This window comes from uncultured Sneathiella sp. (assembly GCF_963973085.1).
Classification (GTDB): domain Bacteria; phylum Pseudomonadota; class Alphaproteobacteria; order Sneathiellales; family Sneathiellaceae; genus Sneathiella.
This window is the reverse complement of the sequence record NZ_CAXAXA010000001.1, coordinates 492,434-508,704: the sequence shown is the minus strand read 5'-3', so window position 1 is coordinate 508,704 and position 16,271 is coordinate 492,434. Positions and strand designations below refer to the sequence as shown.

The following is a 16,271-nucleotide window of genomic DNA, read 5'->3' as shown; positions in this document are numbered from 1 at the left end:
TGTAGACTAAGCGCGAAACATATTGGCTGTTGGCAATTTGAAGGCAGGTATGACGTCAAAAGACGGTGTCGGGCATAGTGTGAAGGAAGACAAGGGACAACCGAAGGAGATCGATCTCGATCGCGATCTGGAGGCTGTCGCAAAGAATGGCGATTCGTTGGCCTTCAAGCGTCTTTTTGCTGATCTTGCGCCCCGATTGAAATATTTTCTGATCAAGCGGGGACTGGCGGAAAGCGCGGCCGAGGATGTACTGCAGGAGACGATGATGAAAGTCTGGCGCAAGGCGTCACTTTTTGATCCTTCCAAGGCCTCTGCATCGACTTGGGTCTACACGATCGCGCGCAATGTGAGAATTGACCGGCTGCGAAAAGAAAGCCGCCCGGAACCCGATCCGAATGACCCCTGCTATGTGCCGGATGATCCGGAGACAGGCGAACAGGCGGTCAGCCGCAAACAGGACCGGGAGCGGATAAGCAAGGCGATGGCAGTGCTACCGCCAGAACAGATGAAGATAATCAGAATGTCGTTTTTTGATGAAAAATCGCACGGAGAAATCGCTGAAGAGCTTGATATTCCGCTCGGGACAGTCAAGTCCCGGCTGCGGCTGGCCTTTGGTAAGATCCGTGCGGAACTGGAGGTGTATTGATGACCATCCGACACCATATCGGCGATGATACATTGATGGCCTATGCCAACGGGACGCTGGCGGAGAATTTGTCCGTTGTTGTCGCGACCCATCTGGCAATCTGCCCTAAATGCCGGCGCAGCCTGACGATGATGGAAGACATGGCGGGACTGTTGCTCATGGAAGCGGAGCCTCTTGAACTCGCAAGGACGGAACGGGAGCTTGCCGAAGTTATCCCGAGCCGGGCGGAGCAGGAGAGCCTGCTGGTGGCAAGTGGGGCTGCAAACTCACGATCCTATGTCGATACGGGCGTACCGGTGCCGCTTGCGAACCGGATGCCGTCATCGTTGGATGACATACCCTGGCGTACGCTGGTGCCGGGGGTCAGTCATTTCCCGCTTACCTGGAAGCAGGCGGAGGGAGAGAAGGGCGCGCTCCGGCTGTTAAAAATAGCGCCAGGCAAGACCTTGCCCGAGCACAGCCATTCCGGTCAGGAGGTGACCCTTATCCTGCGTGGCTCCTACATAGATGAACTGGGACGGTTTCAGGCAGGCGATTTCGCCGATCTCGACGATACGACAAACCATCAACCCGTCGCCGACACGGCGGAGGATTGCATTTGCCTGATCGCAACGGATGCGCCGCTGAAATTCTCCGGATTCTTTAGCCGTCTTCTCCAGCCGGTCTTCGGGATATAAGTCGTAGCTGTTTTAAAAAGCATGTGCCGGGGAGAGGCATTCGGCGATGCTGGTCCGGTCGAGGTCCCGCAGAAATGCCTCGCGTGCGGTGGCGAGACGTCCCTTCAGCTTGCAATGCGGCGTCAGGCTGCAGTTTCCGCCATCTGGACGAAAACATTCGACAATTGAGCTGTCCCCCTCAAGGCCGCGCACGACCTCCCCAAGGGTGATCAAATGCGGGGGGCGGGCAAGGCGAAAGCCGCCGCCGCTGCCGCGCTGGGTTGAAACAATGCCTGTTTTCGCCAGATCGCGGATTACCTTGGCGAGGTGGTTGTGGGACACCTTCAATTCGCGCGCAATCTCGTCCGACGTATAGGTCCGGCTTATATCATGGGCGCTCACCATTAGAACGCGCAGCGCGATATCGGTAAATTTTGTCAGGCGCATTTTCTTATCATCCCAGAAAATATTTGGATTTTGCAGTCTAGCATGTTAAATAGGTATTTAAAATACCTATTAGGAAAATACCATGCCCCAACCTCCCCACAGGGTCGCGATAACGACTGAAATCCAGAACCGCACCGGTATTGATGATGCGATGATCGAAACCCTCGTTCACCGCTTTTATGCGCGCATCCGCGACGACGAGCTTCTTGGTCCGATTTTCGATGCCCGCATTGAGGACTGGGACACGCATTTGCAGAAAATGTGCATTTTCTGGTCGTCGGTGACGCTGCTGACGGGGGAGTATCACGGCCAGCCCATGGTCAAGCATGTCTTCCTGCCGGTCGATTCCCGGCATTTCGATCGCTGGCTCGCGCTGTTTGAGGAGACGGCCCATGAGGTCTGCCCGCCGCCTGCGGCCGAGTATTTCATGGATCGTGCCCGCCGCATCGCCAGCAGTTTCGAGTTGGGCATCGCCAGCCGCAACAAGGTGCTGCTGGGTCGGGACGAGCGTTATGTGAACGAAGAGCTTGATGCAGAGCTGGAGGGATAGACATGAGGGGGAGAATGTTTCCGTGAAAGACGATGGCGATGATGCGTCAGCGGAATTTGCCTCTCCGCCCTGTTACATGCACGAGATCGACCCGGTATACATGGGCCTCGTGCCAGCGCCGGACTATCAGGCGGGCCAGGATGTCCTGCGCTGGCGCAAGGCCGAGCGGACGCGGCTTCTCAGCAACCGGCTGGCCATTCCGGCGAAAGAACGACGTGCATTCGAACAAAAAATTATTGCAGGGCTGGAGTCGGTAGTCGGTGATATGGCCGGACTTACCCTCAGCCTTTACTGGCCGATCAAGGGGGAGCCGGACCTGCGCCCCTGGATACCGGAGATATATGCGCGGGGCGGACGTGTCGCCTTGCCTGTGGTGATTGCGAAAGGGCGTCCGCTGGCCTTTCGCCTCTGGGCGCCGGGCGATCCGCTGGAACCCGGAATCTGGGATATTCCGACACCGGTTTCGGGACCGGAAACGCTACCCGATGTAGTGATTGCACCGCTGGTTGGTTTTGATGTGGAAGGATACCGCCTCGGTTATGGCGGGGGCTTTTTCGACCGCACGCTCGCGGCGCTGGAACGCAAACCCCGCGCCATCGGCATCGGCTATGAAAGCGCGCGCATTCCCACCATCTATCCGCAGCCGCATGACATCGCCATGACTGCGGTGGTGACGGAGCTGGGGACAAGCCTGTCATAGATATTCACATTTTGTGGGCACTGTCGCGGGCAGGTCACCTAATGAAAATATCAAAAAAATCAACGCTTGGTCTTTCAATTCATCCGCAACGGTTGTAAATCTAGCAGCAGTCAGTCCGGGCGCGGGTTCGGATGCCTGGCATAGTCTTGAATTCAATATGGGGAAGCATGATGACACAGTTCTTTAAAATAGCGATGGTGGCCGCGCTGGCGGTTTTGCTCAGTGGGTGTTTCGGGCGCGTTCAGCCGATTTATAACGCCGAGGCGAACCCGGTACCGGTCAAGCTTCAGGAAACCTCGCTGGATAATATTGGCACGATCATCCAGACTTCTGCCATTAACCGCGGTTGGGTTATCAGTGACGCCCAGCCGGGCAAGATGAAGGCGACATTGCATAACCGGACCCATGTGGCGGTCGTTGAAATCTCCTATACCAAGACCAGTTACTCCATCAACTATGTGTCCAGCGTCGATCTGCTGTATGACGGGGCGAATATTCACCGCAGCTACAATAAATGGATCCGCACACTGCAGAATGACATCAACAAGAACATGAATGTCGCTGCCCTGAGTGCGTAGGGGCGATAGTTGGACGCCGGGGTTTCCTTCGCGGTTCAGCGATGGGCCGCTTGGGCGCCGGAGCTGAGCAGCCCGGCGGCGTGGCAGGACTGGGCCGCAGGGAATGCCGATATTCCCGACACCGACGATGCACCCGACGTGCGCGATCTGCCTGCCGGATTGCGCCGTCGGCTGTCACGGATCGGCAAGGTCGCGTTGCGGGTGGCCATGGACGTCGGCGCGGAAGATGAGCCCCGTGTCGTCTTCAGCTCGCGCAACGGCAATGTAACCCAGATGCTCTCCCTCCTGCAGAGCCTGTCGGTAGATGAGCCGATCTCCCCCACCGGATTCGGCATGTCCGTGCATAATTCGCTGGCTGGGATGCTCTCCATTATCGCCAAAAACCGGGAATCCCATACGGCCATAGCGGCGGGCGGGGAGAGTTTGTGCCTTGGCGTGATCGAGGCGCTGTCATGGTTACACGAAGACCCGTCCAAGCCCGTTCTCCTGCTGCATTGCGACGAAAAACTCCCCGAATTTTATAACCCGTTTCAGGAACCGGAGACACCGGTCTGTGCGCTGGGGCTTCTGCTCTCCGCTCCGGGGGATGGGGGGGAAGGAACTTATCGTTTCGGTTTTGAGGGCACGCCGACGCGGGAGCTGTCCGGTGATCCATTGAAAAGTTTTATCCGGTTCCTGCTGCGGGAGGACGCTGACTGGAGCTGGTGCGGCGCCGAAGGGGACTGGTGGTGCCGCCGTCATGCGTGAGCGTCTGAACTATGTCTGGCGATTGTTCGGCACCGGCCTTGCTTTCTCGATGTTCGGCATCGGCGGCATTTTCATGACGATTTTCATCTTTCCCGCAATTTCGTTGTTCACCCGCGATGAGGAGACGCGAATCCGCCGGGTGAGGCGGGTTATCTATCATGCCTTTCGCGGATTCGTTTATTTCCTGCGGGTGGGCGGCATTATCGATTCCCGCTTTCACGAGATGGAAAAGTTGAAAGAATGCCATGGCGCGCTGATCATTGCCAATCATCCCTCCCTGCTGGATACGGTCTTCCTGATGTCGCGCATGCCGGATGTGCAATGCATCATCAAGCATGAACTCTGGACCAACCCCTATCTCGGCGGGGTGATGCGCGCGGCGGGCTATATCCGCAATGACGGTGATGCCGAAACCATGCTGCGCGAGTGCGAAAAGGCGCTGAAAAGCGGACAGAATATTCTCGTTTTTCCGGAAGGGACCCGCTCGGTGCCGGGGCAGGCGCTTAAATTTCAGCGCGGCGTCGCCAACATTGCGACATTTTTTAATGCACCAATACAGCTTGTAATTATAAAATGTGAACCATCGACGCTGACGAAAGGCAGCCCGTGGTATGCAATTCCGCCGCGTCAGGCCCGATTTGATATAACCTTTCATGAACAACTGGACATGCACGGTTATCTGAGGCATGAACCGAGATCATTAAAGGTTCGCAAGCTCACGCGGGAGCTTGAGCAATTTTACGTTGGAAAACTTTGCAATGAATGATTTTGAACAGGAAATTAAGAAACTGGTGATCAAGACCCTCAATCTGGAGGATATCACGCCCGAGGAAATCGACAGCGAGGAGCGGTTATTCGTCGACGGTCTGGGTCTTGATTCAATCGATGCTCTGGAACTGGGTGTTGCCATCCAGAAGACCTATGGCATTAAGATCAACGCCAAAAATGAAGACCTGAAAGAGCATTTCGCCTCCGTCCGCAGCCTCGCCAGCTTCATTAAATCCGAAAGGAAGGAGCTGGGCGCATGACCCGCGACGAAGTATATGAAAAGCTCCGCGAGTATCTGGAAGAGATGTTCGAGGTTCCGCCGGACCTGATTTCCGAGGACGCGCGGCTCTATGAGGATCTCGATCTTGACAGCATTGATGCCGTCGATCTGGTGGTCAAGCTGCAGGACCTGACGGGCAAGAAAATTCCACCTGACGAATTCCGCACTGTGCGGTCGGTTGGCGATGTGGTGGACCGGGTTCATGCCCTCCTGGCGGCGTAAGGTACGGCCGCTGGACCTGCTGCTTGTCCTGATCAGTCTTGCCTACCCGTTTGTCGTTTATTTCGGCCTTGTGCATTTCTCCCCCCTGACGGTCGGGCTGGCACTGGTGGTTTTCCTGATCCTGCGCCTCCTGCTGCAACGCCATCGCCGCGCCCGGCGCTCGGAATTTGGCATCTATCTGGCGGTGCTGGCGGCGATTGCCGTCCTGCTGATGGTCAATGAACTGCTGGCCATCAAGACTTATCCGGTCCTGATCAGCCTCTCTTTCGCCGTCGTTTTCGGCTACTCCCTGTTCAATCCGCCGACGATCATCGAGCGCTTCGCCCGGATGATGGAGGGGGAGCTTGATGAGCAGGCCATCCGTTACACCCGCAATGTCACCGTGGCATGGGTCGTCTTTTTCCTCCTCAACGCCGCCATTTCGCTCTGGACGGCGCTCTATGGCGATCTGGCAACTTGGACGCTCTATAACGGCTTCATTTCCTATATCCTGATTGGCCTGATGTTCGGCGGGGAATTTCTTCTGCGCCAGTATGTGAAACGTAAAAAAGTGAGTTGAGCGGTGTTTATCCTTTTATCCCAATTGCTGACATCAGACCGGGCGGACGGAACGCCTGTCGCATCTATTGCCGGAGAGCAAAAGACTTTCGGGGATTTTCGGGCTGAAGTGGCGGACCTTACGGCGCGGATCAGGGCGCGGGGGGTTGATCGGCTGGTGCTGGCGACGGAGAGCAGCTATGCCTTTGCCAGCGGGTTTCTGGCGGGACTTCAGGCAGACTGCCGGATTATCATTCCGCCTAACGCGCTTCCGGGAATGCTGGCGCATTTTGTCAACGCGGACTGCCCGCTACTCTCCGATATCGACGACGCGGGCGGCGATCATCTGATTTTTATAAACGGGACGACGGGCGGGGAGGCGGCCTTCGCGGCGCTTGATCCCGACCGCTGCCAGCTTGATTTCTATACCTCCGGTTCCACCGGGATGCCGAAGCGAGTGCCGAAATCCCTTGGCCAGATCGAGGATGAGCTTGTGGTGCTCGATCAGACATGGGGCGCGCAGTTGACGGGCGCGGCGACCCTCGGGACGGTCAGTCACCAGCATATCTTCGGCCTCTATTTCAAATGCCTGCTGCCGCTTTGCGAAGGGCGGCTGTTCTTCCCCGAAACCTTTGAGATATGGGAGGAACTGCTCGCTGCCGCGCCACCCGGGGCTTGCTTCGTCTCCAGCCCGGCGCATCTGACCCGCATCCCGCCGATGGACCCGCTGCCGAAGGAGCGCGCGGCGCCGGTGATCTTCACCGCCGGCGGTCCGCTGCCGTTTGACGCAGCGCAGGCATCTGCGGCTGCGTTCGGCCCTCTCCCGACGGAAGTCTATGGCAGTACCGAGACGGGCGGCGTTGCTCATCGGCAGCAGCGCGACCCGAAAACGCCTTTCACCCCGCTGCCCGGGATGCAGACCCGCGTCGATGAACGGGGGCTGCTCAGCGTGAAATCCCGCTATACGGAGGGCGGCGACTGGGACGCCACTAACGACATTGCCGACCGTCTGCCGGATGGCGGATTTATACTTTCGGGCCGCGCCAACCAGTTCGTCAAGATCGAAGGCAAGCGTATTTCCCTCGCCGAGGTGGAGAAGTATCTTTCCTGCTCGGCGCTGGTGAAGGAGGCGGCGGCGTTTATCCTCGGCGGCGGGCGCGAGACACTGGTCGCGGTGGTCGAACTTAGCGATGCCGGATGGGCGCAGCACGCGGAAATGGGCGCCTTTCGCCTCGGACGGGCACTCCGGCGGGAGCTTGCGCCGAACCTTGAAAATGCCGCGATGCCCAAGCGCTGGCGGTTTGTCGAGCGGTTGCCTGTCAATGCGCAAGGCAAGCGCCAGCGACTTGCGCTCAATGAACTGTTTACGGGCGGGGACGGGGCGGATTAAACTGAGCGGATCATGCAGACATCCAATGACATTCGATGGTCCGAGAGCCGGACAGAGCCGGGCATCCTGTCCGAACGCTGCAACGGCGACGTCGTCGAGCTTGAGCTGTTCGCAGGTCGTGAGTTGTTCCAGTTTCAGGGGCATTTTCCGGGCGAACCGGTCCTGCCCGGCGTCGCGCAGATCGACTGGGCGGCGCGCCTCGCCCGGCGCTATTTCGGGTTTGACGGCGAGTTCCAAAAGATGGGCCAGATCAAGTTTGCCAAGCTGATTCTCGCGGATCGCAAGCTGCGGCTGCGGCTGGAATGGCAGCGCGAGAAGGGACGGCTCACCTTTCTGTTCAGCGATGACGGTGAGCTTTGCTCGTCGGGTTATTTCGTACTGGCGGACCGATGAGCCACGCCCTCGCGGCCATCGTGCCGAGCTATAACCACTATCGTCATATCGGCGGGGTGATAGCGGCCCTGAAGGCCCATGGCCTGCGCATTTTCATCATCGACGACGGCAGCACGGAGCCCGCGAAATCTGCCCTCAAAGTGTTGGACGATCCGGCGGGCGGAGTCACCCTGCACCGGCAACATAAGAATGGTGGCAAGGGGGCGGCGGTGATGGCGGGGTTTCGCCTCGCGGCGGCGGAGGGCTTTTCCCATGCGCTGCAGGTCGATGCGGACGGGCAACATGATCTGGAAGCCTTGCCCGCCCTCATGGAGCTTTCGGCGCTGCATCCGGAGGCCCTTATCAGCGGCCAGCCGGTCTATGACGAGACGATCCCGACATCGCGGAAAATGGCGCGCTGGATCACCCATGTCTGGGTCTGGATCGAAACCCTCTCGACCCAGATTACCGACAGCATGTGCGGCTACCGGATTTATCCGCTGGCCCCGGCAATGGTGGTGATCGAGAGCGAGAGGGTGGGCCATTACATGGATTTCGACACCGAGATCATGGTGCGGATGAACTGGCGCGGAACCCCGGTCCGGATGTTCCCCGTTCATGTGACCTACCCGGAGGACAATACATCAAATTTCCGCCTTGGCGCCGATAACTGGCTGATCACCAAGATGCATACGCGGCTTGTCTTCGGGATGCTGGCGCGCCTGCCGCAGATCCTCCGTAACCGATCCGGCGGGAAAGGGGAAACGGCGCGGCACTGGGGGCGGCTGAACGAGCGCGGTGTGGCACTCGGCCTGAAAATAATGCTCGGGATTTACCGGCTGGCGGGGCGGCGGTTTTGCTGGATCTGCCTGCAGCCCGTATTGCTTTATTTCTTCCTGACCGGTACCCCGCAGCGGCGCGCGTCGCGGGATTACTGGCGGCGGCTTTATGCGGCGAAGGGGCAGCCGCGGGAGCCGGACCTCTGGCAGATATGGCGGCACTATCGCTCTTTCGGGTCGATGGCACTCGACAAGCTGGCAGCATGGCATGGGCAGATCCGGACAAGCGATCTGGTGCATGATGATCTGACTGGGCTGGATGCTGTTGCAAACCGGAAAGACGGCGTCATGGTGGTCACCTCCCATCTCGGGAATGTCGATATACTCCGGGCGGTGGGGGCGAGCCGCGGCATCAACAATATCACCGTCTTCGCCCATACGCGCAACGCCGTCCGCTTCAACCGTCTACTCAGCGAAGCCAATCCCGCGGCCGCCATTGATATCATGGAGGTTGAGGATATTGGCCCGGCAACCCTGATCGAGTTGGAGGAAAAGCTGGCGGCGGGCAACTGGATCGTGATCGCGGGCGACCGGATTTCCCTCTCGGGGAGCAAGCGAATCCGCAGGCTCGATTTTCTGGGCGAACCGGCGCCCTTTTCCGAGGGGGCCTGGATCATGGCGGCATTGCTTGGCTGTCCGGTCTATGTTCTCCACTGCTTGCGCGAGGGGGAGAAGCATCGCATCCTGTTCGAAAAACTCACCGACCGGGTGACACGATCGCGCGGAACGGAGAACGGCCTGCAGGGTCCGATGGTGGCATATGCCGGAATTTTGCAGGAAATCTGCCTCAAATACCCTGAACAATGGTACAATTTCTATAATTTCTGGGCGATTCCTGAAAATTTCAGTCCGCCGGATGAAAAGAGCAAGGAAACAAAATGATATCCGCCGATATTACAGTGAAATGTCAGTTCTACGACCTGGACCCCATGGGCATCGCGTGGCATGGGAACTATCCACGCTTTTTCGAGCAGGCCCGCTGCGCGCTCCTCGACAAGATCGATTACAACTACGACCAGATGCGGGACAGCGGCTATGCCTGGCCAATCGTCGATATGCGGATCAAATATGTGCGCTCTCTCAGGTTTGGGCAGGAAGTGACGGTGACGGCCACGCTCGTCGAATATGAAAACCGCCTGAAAATCAATTACCTGATCAAGGATATTGAAACCGGCGAGAAATTAACCCAGGGATTTACAATTCAAGTGGCAATTGATAACAACACGGAAGAAATGTTATTTCAGTCTCCACCTGTTCTCTATCAAAAAGTTGAAGCCCTGTTGTGCTAAGAGTCATTTGCCTGTTGATATCTGTCGCGGTTCTCGCGTCTTCTCTTTCGGTCCGCGCCGCGCCGCTTACCCTGAAGGAGGGGGAGGCGCTGATGGGCCGGTTCGAGCAGGCGCGGTATCTACGCGGGTTTGACAAGCCGATCCGCTCCTCGGGAGAGTTTTTCCTGCTGCCGAAGGATGCCCTGATCTGGCAGACGGAAACCCCGTTCGACAGCCGCATGGTGATTGACAAGGAAGGTCTTAGCCAGGGCATGAACGGCGCCGAAGTAACCCGCCTCGGCTTCAAGCAGTTTCCCGCCTTCAAGCTGCTGCGCGACACGCTGGAGAACAGCCTGAGCGGTAACTGGGCACCGCTTGAAGAAATGGCAGGGACAAAACTGCAGCCGTCGGAGGAGCAGTTCTCTTTGCGTTTTTCGCCGAAAGACAGTGGCCTCTCGCTTCCCTTCGCCTATCTCAATTTCAGGATTAGCGACTTTCTCGATGTGATGGAAATTGTCAAGAGCAACGGAGATCGCGATGTCATCACCTTCACGGACCAGCGCATTGCCCCGGTCGAGACCGTGAGCGAGGCGGAACGCGCGGCGCGGAAAAAGCGATCATGATCCGGACCGGCTTCGTCATCTATCTGCTGCTGATCGGGGTGGCGCTGGCCGTCATTGGCTGGCGGTTTCAGGATGGCCTGCCGCTCAATACCAATATCGTCGCCATGCTCCCGCAGTCGGAAGAGGCCGAGTGGGTGTCCCGGGCGGAAGCGGCGGAACGCGCGCTCGGCTCGGATCAGCTGATCGCGCTGGTCGGCCATGCGGATTTCGAGACGGCCCGGGCGGCGGCGCTTGATCTCAACAAGGCGCTCATCGAGGCAGGTATTTTCCGATCGACCAAGGAAGAGGCGCCGGTTGCGACACTCACAAACCTGAACAAGGCGCTTTTTCCGCACCGCGCCGGCCTGCTGACGGAGGGGGATCGTAAACTGCTGGCAGCGGGGCAGGGGCAGGTCCTGATGGACCGGGCCATGGTGCAGATACTCTCGCCGCTGTCCCTTGCCGATGCGGAGGTGATCCGCCGTGATCCGCTCCTGCTGCTGCCGAACTATCTGACGGCCAGTCTGAAGAACAGCTCGAAACTGGTGAGCCGCGCCAATGTCATGGCGGTCGAGGAAGACGGGAAATGGTATGTGCTGGTGCGCGGCAAACTTGTCGGAAGCGCCTTTGACAAGGGCGTGCAGGCAAGGACCCTGGATGTGTTCGATAGTATGTCTGAGCAGCTGGAAAAGGATTACGGCGATGTCGAGATCCTGAAGACCGGGGCGGTGTTTTATGGGGAGCATGCCTACCGCCGCGCCGAGCAGGAGGCGGGCTTCATCGGGATCATCTCGCTGCTCGGCATTATCGTCCTCAACTTTCTCGTCTTCCGGAGTTTTCAGCCACTGGCGCTCACCCTAATCGCCGTTGCCTCCGGTATCGCGGGCGGACTTGCCGTCACGCTGATTTTCTTCGGCACGCTGCAATTGCTGGCCTTCGTCTTCGGTGCCGGCCTGATCGGCATTTCCGTCGATTATGCCTTTCACTATTTCTGTGAGCGGTTCAACCAGCAAACAACGGTTCCTGCTGCCCGCGCGCGGGCCATCCGCTCCGGCCTGACGCTGGGGCTGGTCAGTTCGGTGCTTGGGTTTGTCACCCTGGCGCTCACCCCGTTTCCCGGATTGCAGCAGATTGCGATTTTTTCCGCCTCCGGTCTGACGCTGGCCTATCTCACAGTAATGTACCTGTTTCCCTATCTCGATCGCGCCCAGCCCTTTACCCATGGCGAGAAATATCTGGCATTCTCCATGCGGCTGCATCATTTCTGGTGGGCGAGCGAGAACCGCAAATGGCGCTGGTCGATCCTCTGCCTGCTGATCGCGGCGGGTGCGCTCGGCGCGACGCGGATTGTCGTGGATGACGATGTCCGCCGTCTGCAATCCCTGCCGCCGGATTTGCAGGCAGAGGAGCAGTCCATCCGCCTTCTTGCCGGGATTGAAAACCAGACGCACCGCTTTTTCGTGCGTGGCGCCAGCACCGAGGAGGTCTTGCAGGCGGAAGAAGCTTTGGCCCTTGATCTGGAGGCTCTCCGGGCGAGCGGGAAAATCGGCAATTACCGCATGATCTCGCAGTTCATTCCCTCGCGCGCGCGTCAGCTGGAAAATAAGGCGCTGGTCGAGGCGGAGCTGATTCCGGCGCTGTCCGCGCATATGGCGGGCCTTGGTCTCTCGGGGGAGCAGCCCTATGGCCCGTCCCTCGGTGTACTAACCCTCGATCAGCTAACCGGGGAGACGCTGCCGGGCACCTTCTCTCAGCTCCGGGTCTATAACACACCGGGCATCGTAGTGCATGCGGTTTCCTTGAGCGGGGTGAAGGATACCGCGCCGATTGCCGCCCTCGCGGAAAAGTCCCCGAGCATTGCCCTGATCAGCCAGGCCGACAGCCTCAGCAAGACTTTCGGTGCCTATCGGGTGCGGGCGCTCATCATGCTGGCGATTGCCTATGGCGTCGTCTGGGTCTTCCTCTCGCTCCGCTATGGCATTCTGGGGGCACTAAAAGTTATGATGCCCTCGGCGGGCGCAGTGATCCTGACGCCCTGCCTGATTGCGCTCATCGGCGAGCCCTTCACCTTTTTCAACGCGATGTCGCTCCTCTTGATCTTTGCCATCGGGCTCGACTATGCGCTGTTCAACCGCGAGGCGGCAGGGGAGAGGCAGCGCCGGGCGATGCTGGCCAACGGGCTGTCCACCATTTCAACCCTGCTGGCGTTCGGGATGCTGGCGCTGAGCGAGACCTTCGCCATTCATGCCTTCGGGATCACCATACTGGTGGGGATTACGCTGGCCTATCTGCTGGCGCCGCTCGCCTCTGATCTTGACCATCCGATGACGGAGCCTTTGTAAATGACCGCAACTTCAGATCATTTTGACGTCATCATTATTGGTGCGGGTCCCGCCGGGGCACTCGCGGCGACGCTGCTGGTCCAGCGCGGCCTAAAGATTGCCATTCTGGAGAAAAGCGTCTTCCCGCGCTTTGTAATCGGGGAGAGTTTGCTGCCGCAATCCATGGTCTTTCTGGAAAAGGCAGGACTTCTTCCGGTGATCGAAGCGGCGGGCTTTCAGCTGAAGAACGGGGCGAATTTTTCAGACGACCGGCGGTTCAGCACCATCAATTTTGCCGACAAGTTCACGGAGGGTCCGGCCACCACCTTTCAGGTCGAGCGCGAACGCTTCGACACGCTGCTTGCCAATGCCGCCGCGTCGGCGGGGGCGGATTTGCGATTTGAACAGGACGTGCTGGATGTCAGTTTCGATACGGCTGGGGCGACGGTCACCGGCACGGGACCGAAGGGGGCGTTTCGCCTGACCGCGCGCTTCCTTGTCGACGCCAGTGGCTATGGCCGTGTTCTGCCGCGCCTGATGAACCTCGATGCGCCGTCGGAGTTTCCGGTGCGCCATGCGCTTTTCACCCATGTCGCGGACAAGCTGGAAGGGCGCGATTTCGATCGCAACAAGATCCTGATCTCGGTGCATCCGGAATGCCGCGATATATGGTACTGGTTGATCCCGTTCTCGGGCGGGAAATCCTCCATCGGGGTTGTCATCCCGCCGGAGCGCCTTGCTGAATTTGAGGGCAGCCCATCGGACAAGCTCTGGGCGGTGATCAACCAGTCGGCGGAAATGGGAGGATTGTTGAAAGGCGCAAAGGAATTGCGCCCCGCATCAGAGATATCCGGCTATTCGACGAAAGTCAGCAAACTCGCCGGGCCGCAATATGCGCTTCTCGGCAATGCCGGGGAATTCCTCGATCCGGTATTTTCCTCGGGCGTGACGGTGGCCTTCAAGTCCGCCGACCTGCTGGTTGATCCGCTGATGCGGCAATTGAACGGGGAAGATGTCGACTGGGAGCAGGATTTCGCGGCTCCCCTGCAAAAGGGTGTCGATTGCTTCCGCGTCTTTGTCGAGGCCTGGTACCGCGGCGACCTGCAGGAAATCATCTTCAACCCGCCGAGCGACGGCAATCCGATCAAGGGGATGATCGTCTCCATCCTGGCGGGTTATGCCTGGGATGACGAGAATCCCTTCGTCAAGCAGGGGCGGCGGTATCTGGATCTGGTGGCCCTGCAATGTTCTTAAGATCGATCGCCTTCCTGCTGATATTCCTGCTGGCCGCCTGCGCCACCGGCCGATCGGAGGATATCGGCGAAACGCCGTGGACGTTGCCTGACGCACAACCGCGTGAGGTTGTGCAGATCCTGAACGGCCAGTACGGCGAAAAACCCTTCGCGTTGCAAATCCGCCTGAGCCTGACCGAGGAAAAGCTGCTGCTTGTCGGACTGGACTCGCTCGGACGGCGCGCCTTTGATATTCTCTGGGACGAAACAGGCGTGCGCGCGGGCAAGGCGGAGTGGATTTCGGCGGACCTTGACGCGGTCGATATTCTAAAAGTCATTGTCGCGACCTACTGGCCCGTCGATGACCCGATGCAGGAAAAGGTCGCGGACCGGGCGGAGGAACTGGACATCACCTATCAGGGCAGCCGGGAGAATGCGTGGAATGAAACGGTTCAAATTCGCGATCCGTCGAACGACTATGACATGACGATCATTTCCTACGAGTTGACCGAATGACGACGGTGTATCTCAACGCCCTCGGGCTGATCAACCCGCTCGGTGCCCGCAAGGCCGCGGTCGGCGCGGCGCTGTTCGCGGGGGACAGTTCGGGCATGAAACCGGCGACGGGCTTCCTCACGGAGCAGGAGGTGATGGTCGGCAAGGTCACGGCGCCGCTCCCCGAGATTCCGGACAACCTTAAAAAATATGACAGCCGCAACAACCGCATGCTGCTCGCGGCGTTGCAGGAGATCGAGCCCGATATCCGCGCCGCTATCGAGACTTACGGCGCAAAAAGAGTGGCGGTCGTCCTCGGGACCAGCACATCGGGGATCAGCGATAACGAATCCGGTATCGCCGAGAAGGTGAAGACAGGGACGTTTCCGGACGGTTTTGACTATGACCGGCAGGACAATGCCTCCCTTGCGCTCTTTGCTCGCAGCTATTTCGGCCTCGAAGGGCTGGCGATGAGCATCTCGACCGCCTGCACCTCAAGCGCCAAGACACTGACCTCGGCGCGGCGGATGATCGCGGCAGGACTTTGCGATGCGGCGATTGTCGGCGGGGCGGACACGCTCTGCCGCCTGACGCTGAACGGTTTTGGGTCCCTCGATCTGCTGTCACCGACGCTCTGCAATCCGTTCAGCCGGAACCGGAATGGCATCAATATCGGGGAGGGGGCGGCGGTCTTCCTGATGAGCCGGGAGAAGGCCCCGGTCCGCGTTGCCGGGATCGGCGAGACGTCGGATGCCCATCATATGAGCACGCCGGATCCGGAGGGGACGGGTGCCTTTAACGCCATGCGCCGGGCGCTGGAGGCAAGCGGGCTTGCGCCTGAGGATATCGGCTATCTCAACCTCCATGGCACGGCGACGGAACTGAACGACAGCATGGAGGCGAAGGCCGCGTTTGAGTTGCTGGGCGCGGTGCCCTGTTCCTCCACCAAGCCGCTGACGGGGCATACGCTCGGCGCGGCGGGCAGTACGGAGCTTGCCTTCCTCTGGCTCGCCCTGCAGGAGGAGAGCGGCGCGCTGCCGCCGCATGTCTGGGACGGAGAGGCGGACCCGGAACTGCCGCCGGTCAACCTCGTGACCCGGGGAACACAGGCGCCGGACGCCCGCGCCATGATGACGAATTCCTTTGCCTTTGGCGGCAATAATATCAGTGTTATCCTCAGCCGGGAGGAGGCGTGATGCAGCCCTGCCCCTATGACATCACCGAACTTCTCTATCATGCGCCGCCGATGATCCTGATCGACCGGGTTGAGACCTATGACGAGGAAACCGTGACTTCTACGGTCGAGATCACGGCGGGCAGCCCGTTCATGGACGGGGACGCGGTGCCTGCCTATGTCGGCATCGAATATATGGCGCAGTCCATCGCCGCCTACAGTGGGATCAAGGCGCGCAACGCCGGTGAAAATCCCCGTATCGGCTATTTGATCGGCAGCCGCAATCTTGCCCTCGGCTGTCCCGGCTTTGAGATTGGTGACAAACTGCATGTCAATGTGCAGCTGGTCTATGACGAGGCGCCGATGGCGGTATTCGATTGCACCATTCACCGGGCGGAAAAGCTTGTGGCCGAAGCCCGGCTTAATGTATATCAACCCTGAAAAATG

At 59.1% G+C, this 16,271-nt stretch carries 21 protein-coding genes; 20 read left to right on the top strand and 1 reads right to left on the bottom strand.

Annotated elements, in window-relative coordinates; genetic code table 11:
- Positions 1-49 precede the first annotated feature (49 nt).
- Complete coding sequence (locus AACZ19_RS02430) at positions 50-646, top strand: sigma-70 family RNA polymerase sigma factor (protein WP_339630783.1); 597 nt, start codon at positions 50-52, stop codon at positions 644-646.
- On the top strand, positions 646-1,323 hold the full coding sequence (locus AACZ19_RS02425; RefSeq protein ID WP_339630781.1) for a ChrR family anti-sigma-E factor: 678 nt from the start codon (positions 646-648) through the stop codon (positions 1,321-1,323). The genes AACZ19_RS02430 and AACZ19_RS02425 overlap by 1 nt, the downstream gene beginning before the upstream one ends.
- 12 nt (positions 1,324-1,335) lie before the next feature.
- Here the strand turns inward: AACZ19_RS02425 and AACZ19_RS02420 are convergent, their stop codons facing one another.
- A complete protein-coding gene (locus AACZ19_RS02420) occupies positions 1,336-1,749 on the bottom strand; it encodes an Rrf2 family transcriptional regulator (protein WP_339630779.1) in 414 nt (137 codons plus the stop codon).
- Positions 1,750-1,831: 82 nt separating this feature from the next.
- On the opposite strand from AACZ19_RS02420, the gene AACZ19_RS02415 reads away from it, so the two are divergent.
- The 18 genes from AACZ19_RS02415 (at position 1,832) to AACZ19_RS02330 (ending at position 16,265) form a co-directional block, all read left to right on the top strand.
- Entirely contained in the window at positions 1,832-2,299 is a 468-nt protein-coding gene (locus tag AACZ19_RS02415) for a group III truncated hemoglobin (RefSeq protein WP_339630778.1), read from the top strand.
- 22 nt (positions 2,300-2,321) lie between these two features.
- The gene (locus tag AACZ19_RS02410; protein ID WP_339630777.1) at positions 2,322-2,999 is read left to right on the top strand and encodes a 5-formyltetrahydrofolate cyclo-ligase; all 678 of its coding nucleotides are present in this window, start codon (positions 2,322-2,324) and stop codon (positions 2,997-2,999) included.
- Between the two features lie 170 nt (positions 3,000-3,169).
- Entirely contained in the window at positions 3,170-3,577 is a 408-nt protein-coding gene (locus AACZ19_RS02405; protein ID WP_339630776.1) for a hypothetical protein, read from the top strand.
- 9 nt (positions 3,578-3,586) lie between these two features.
- Positions 3,587-4,324, top strand: a complete 738-nt coding sequence (locus AACZ19_RS02400) for a beta-ketoacyl synthase chain length factor (protein WP_339630775.1) — start codon at positions 3,587-3,589, stop codon at positions 4,322-4,324.
- A complete protein-coding gene (locus tag AACZ19_RS02395; protein ID WP_339630774.1) occupies positions 4,317-5,090 on the top strand; it encodes a lysophospholipid acyltransferase family protein in 774 nt (257 codons plus the stop codon). The genes AACZ19_RS02400 and AACZ19_RS02395 overlap by 8 nt, the downstream gene beginning before the upstream one ends.
- A complete protein-coding gene (locus tag AACZ19_RS02390) occupies positions 5,083-5,352 on the top strand; it encodes a phosphopantetheine-binding protein (protein WP_339630773.1) in 270 nt (89 codons plus the stop codon). Before AACZ19_RS02395 ends, AACZ19_RS02390 begins: the two co-directional genes overlap by 8 nt.
- The gene (locus AACZ19_RS02385) at positions 5,349-5,594 is read left to right on the top strand and encodes an acyl carrier protein (protein WP_339630772.1); all 246 of its coding nucleotides are present in this window, start codon (positions 5,349-5,351) and stop codon (positions 5,592-5,594) included. Before AACZ19_RS02390 ends, AACZ19_RS02385 begins: the two co-directional genes overlap by 4 nt.
- Positions 5,575-6,153, top strand: coding sequence for a hypothetical protein (locus AACZ19_RS02380; protein ID WP_339630771.1), 579 nt, complete (start codon positions 5,575-5,577; stop codon positions 6,151-6,153). The genes AACZ19_RS02385 and AACZ19_RS02380 overlap by 20 nt, the downstream gene beginning before the upstream one ends.
- Before the next feature lie 3 nt (positions 6,154-6,156).
- On the top strand, positions 6,157-7,521 hold the full coding sequence (locus AACZ19_RS02375; protein ID WP_339630770.1) for an AMP-binding protein: 1,365 nt from the start codon (positions 6,157-6,159) through the stop codon (positions 7,519-7,521).
- A 12-nt stretch (positions 7,522-7,533) separates the two neighbouring features.
- On the top strand, positions 7,534-7,914 hold the full coding sequence (locus tag AACZ19_RS02370; RefSeq protein WP_339630768.1) for a hypothetical protein: 381 nt from the start codon (positions 7,534-7,536) through the stop codon (positions 7,912-7,914).
- A complete protein-coding gene (locus AACZ19_RS02365) occupies positions 7,911-9,614 on the top strand; it encodes a glycosyltransferase (protein ID WP_339630766.1) in 1,704 nt (567 codons plus the stop codon). The genes AACZ19_RS02370 and AACZ19_RS02365 overlap by 4 nt, the downstream gene beginning before the upstream one ends.
- Positions 9,611-10,021: an acyl-CoA thioesterase gene (locus tag AACZ19_RS02360; protein ID WP_339630764.1), complete on the top strand. Its 411-nt coding sequence runs from the start codon at positions 9,611-9,613 to the stop codon at positions 10,019-10,021. Before AACZ19_RS02365 ends, AACZ19_RS02360 begins: the two co-directional genes overlap by 4 nt.
- 14 nt (positions 10,022-10,035) lie before the next feature.
- Positions 10,036-10,623, top strand: coding sequence for an outer membrane lipoprotein carrier protein LolA (locus tag AACZ19_RS02355; RefSeq protein ID WP_339630762.1), 588 nt, complete (start codon positions 10,036-10,038; stop codon positions 10,621-10,623).
- Positions 10,620-12,944, top strand: coding sequence for a hypothetical protein (locus AACZ19_RS02350; RefSeq protein WP_339630760.1), 2,325 nt, complete (start codon positions 10,620-10,622; stop codon positions 12,942-12,944). The genes AACZ19_RS02355 and AACZ19_RS02350 overlap by 4 nt, the downstream gene beginning before the upstream one ends.
- Positions 12,945-14,177 carry a tryptophan 7-halogenase gene (locus AACZ19_RS02345; RefSeq protein ID WP_339630758.1) on the top strand — a complete coding sequence of 411 codons (1,233 nt, stop codon included), beginning with the start codon at positions 12,945-12,947 and terminating at the stop codon, positions 14,175-14,177.
- On the top strand, positions 14,168-14,671 hold the full coding sequence (locus tag AACZ19_RS02340; protein WP_339630756.1) for a DUF3261 domain-containing protein: 504 nt from the start codon (positions 14,168-14,170) through the stop codon (positions 14,669-14,671). Before AACZ19_RS02345 ends, AACZ19_RS02340 begins: the two co-directional genes overlap by 10 nt.
- Positions 14,668-15,846 (top strand): beta-ketoacyl-[acyl-carrier-protein] synthase family protein, encoded by a 1,179-nt coding sequence (locus AACZ19_RS02335; protein WP_339630755.1) that lies wholly within the window; start codon positions 14,668-14,670, stop codon positions 15,844-15,846. Before AACZ19_RS02340 ends, AACZ19_RS02335 begins: the two co-directional genes overlap by 4 nt.
- A complete protein-coding gene (locus AACZ19_RS02330; RefSeq protein ID WP_339630754.1) occupies positions 15,846-16,265 on the top strand; it encodes a hypothetical protein in 420 nt (139 codons plus the stop codon). Before AACZ19_RS02335 ends, AACZ19_RS02330 begins: the two co-directional genes overlap by 1 nt.
- Positions 16,266-16,271: the final 6 nt, after the last annotated feature.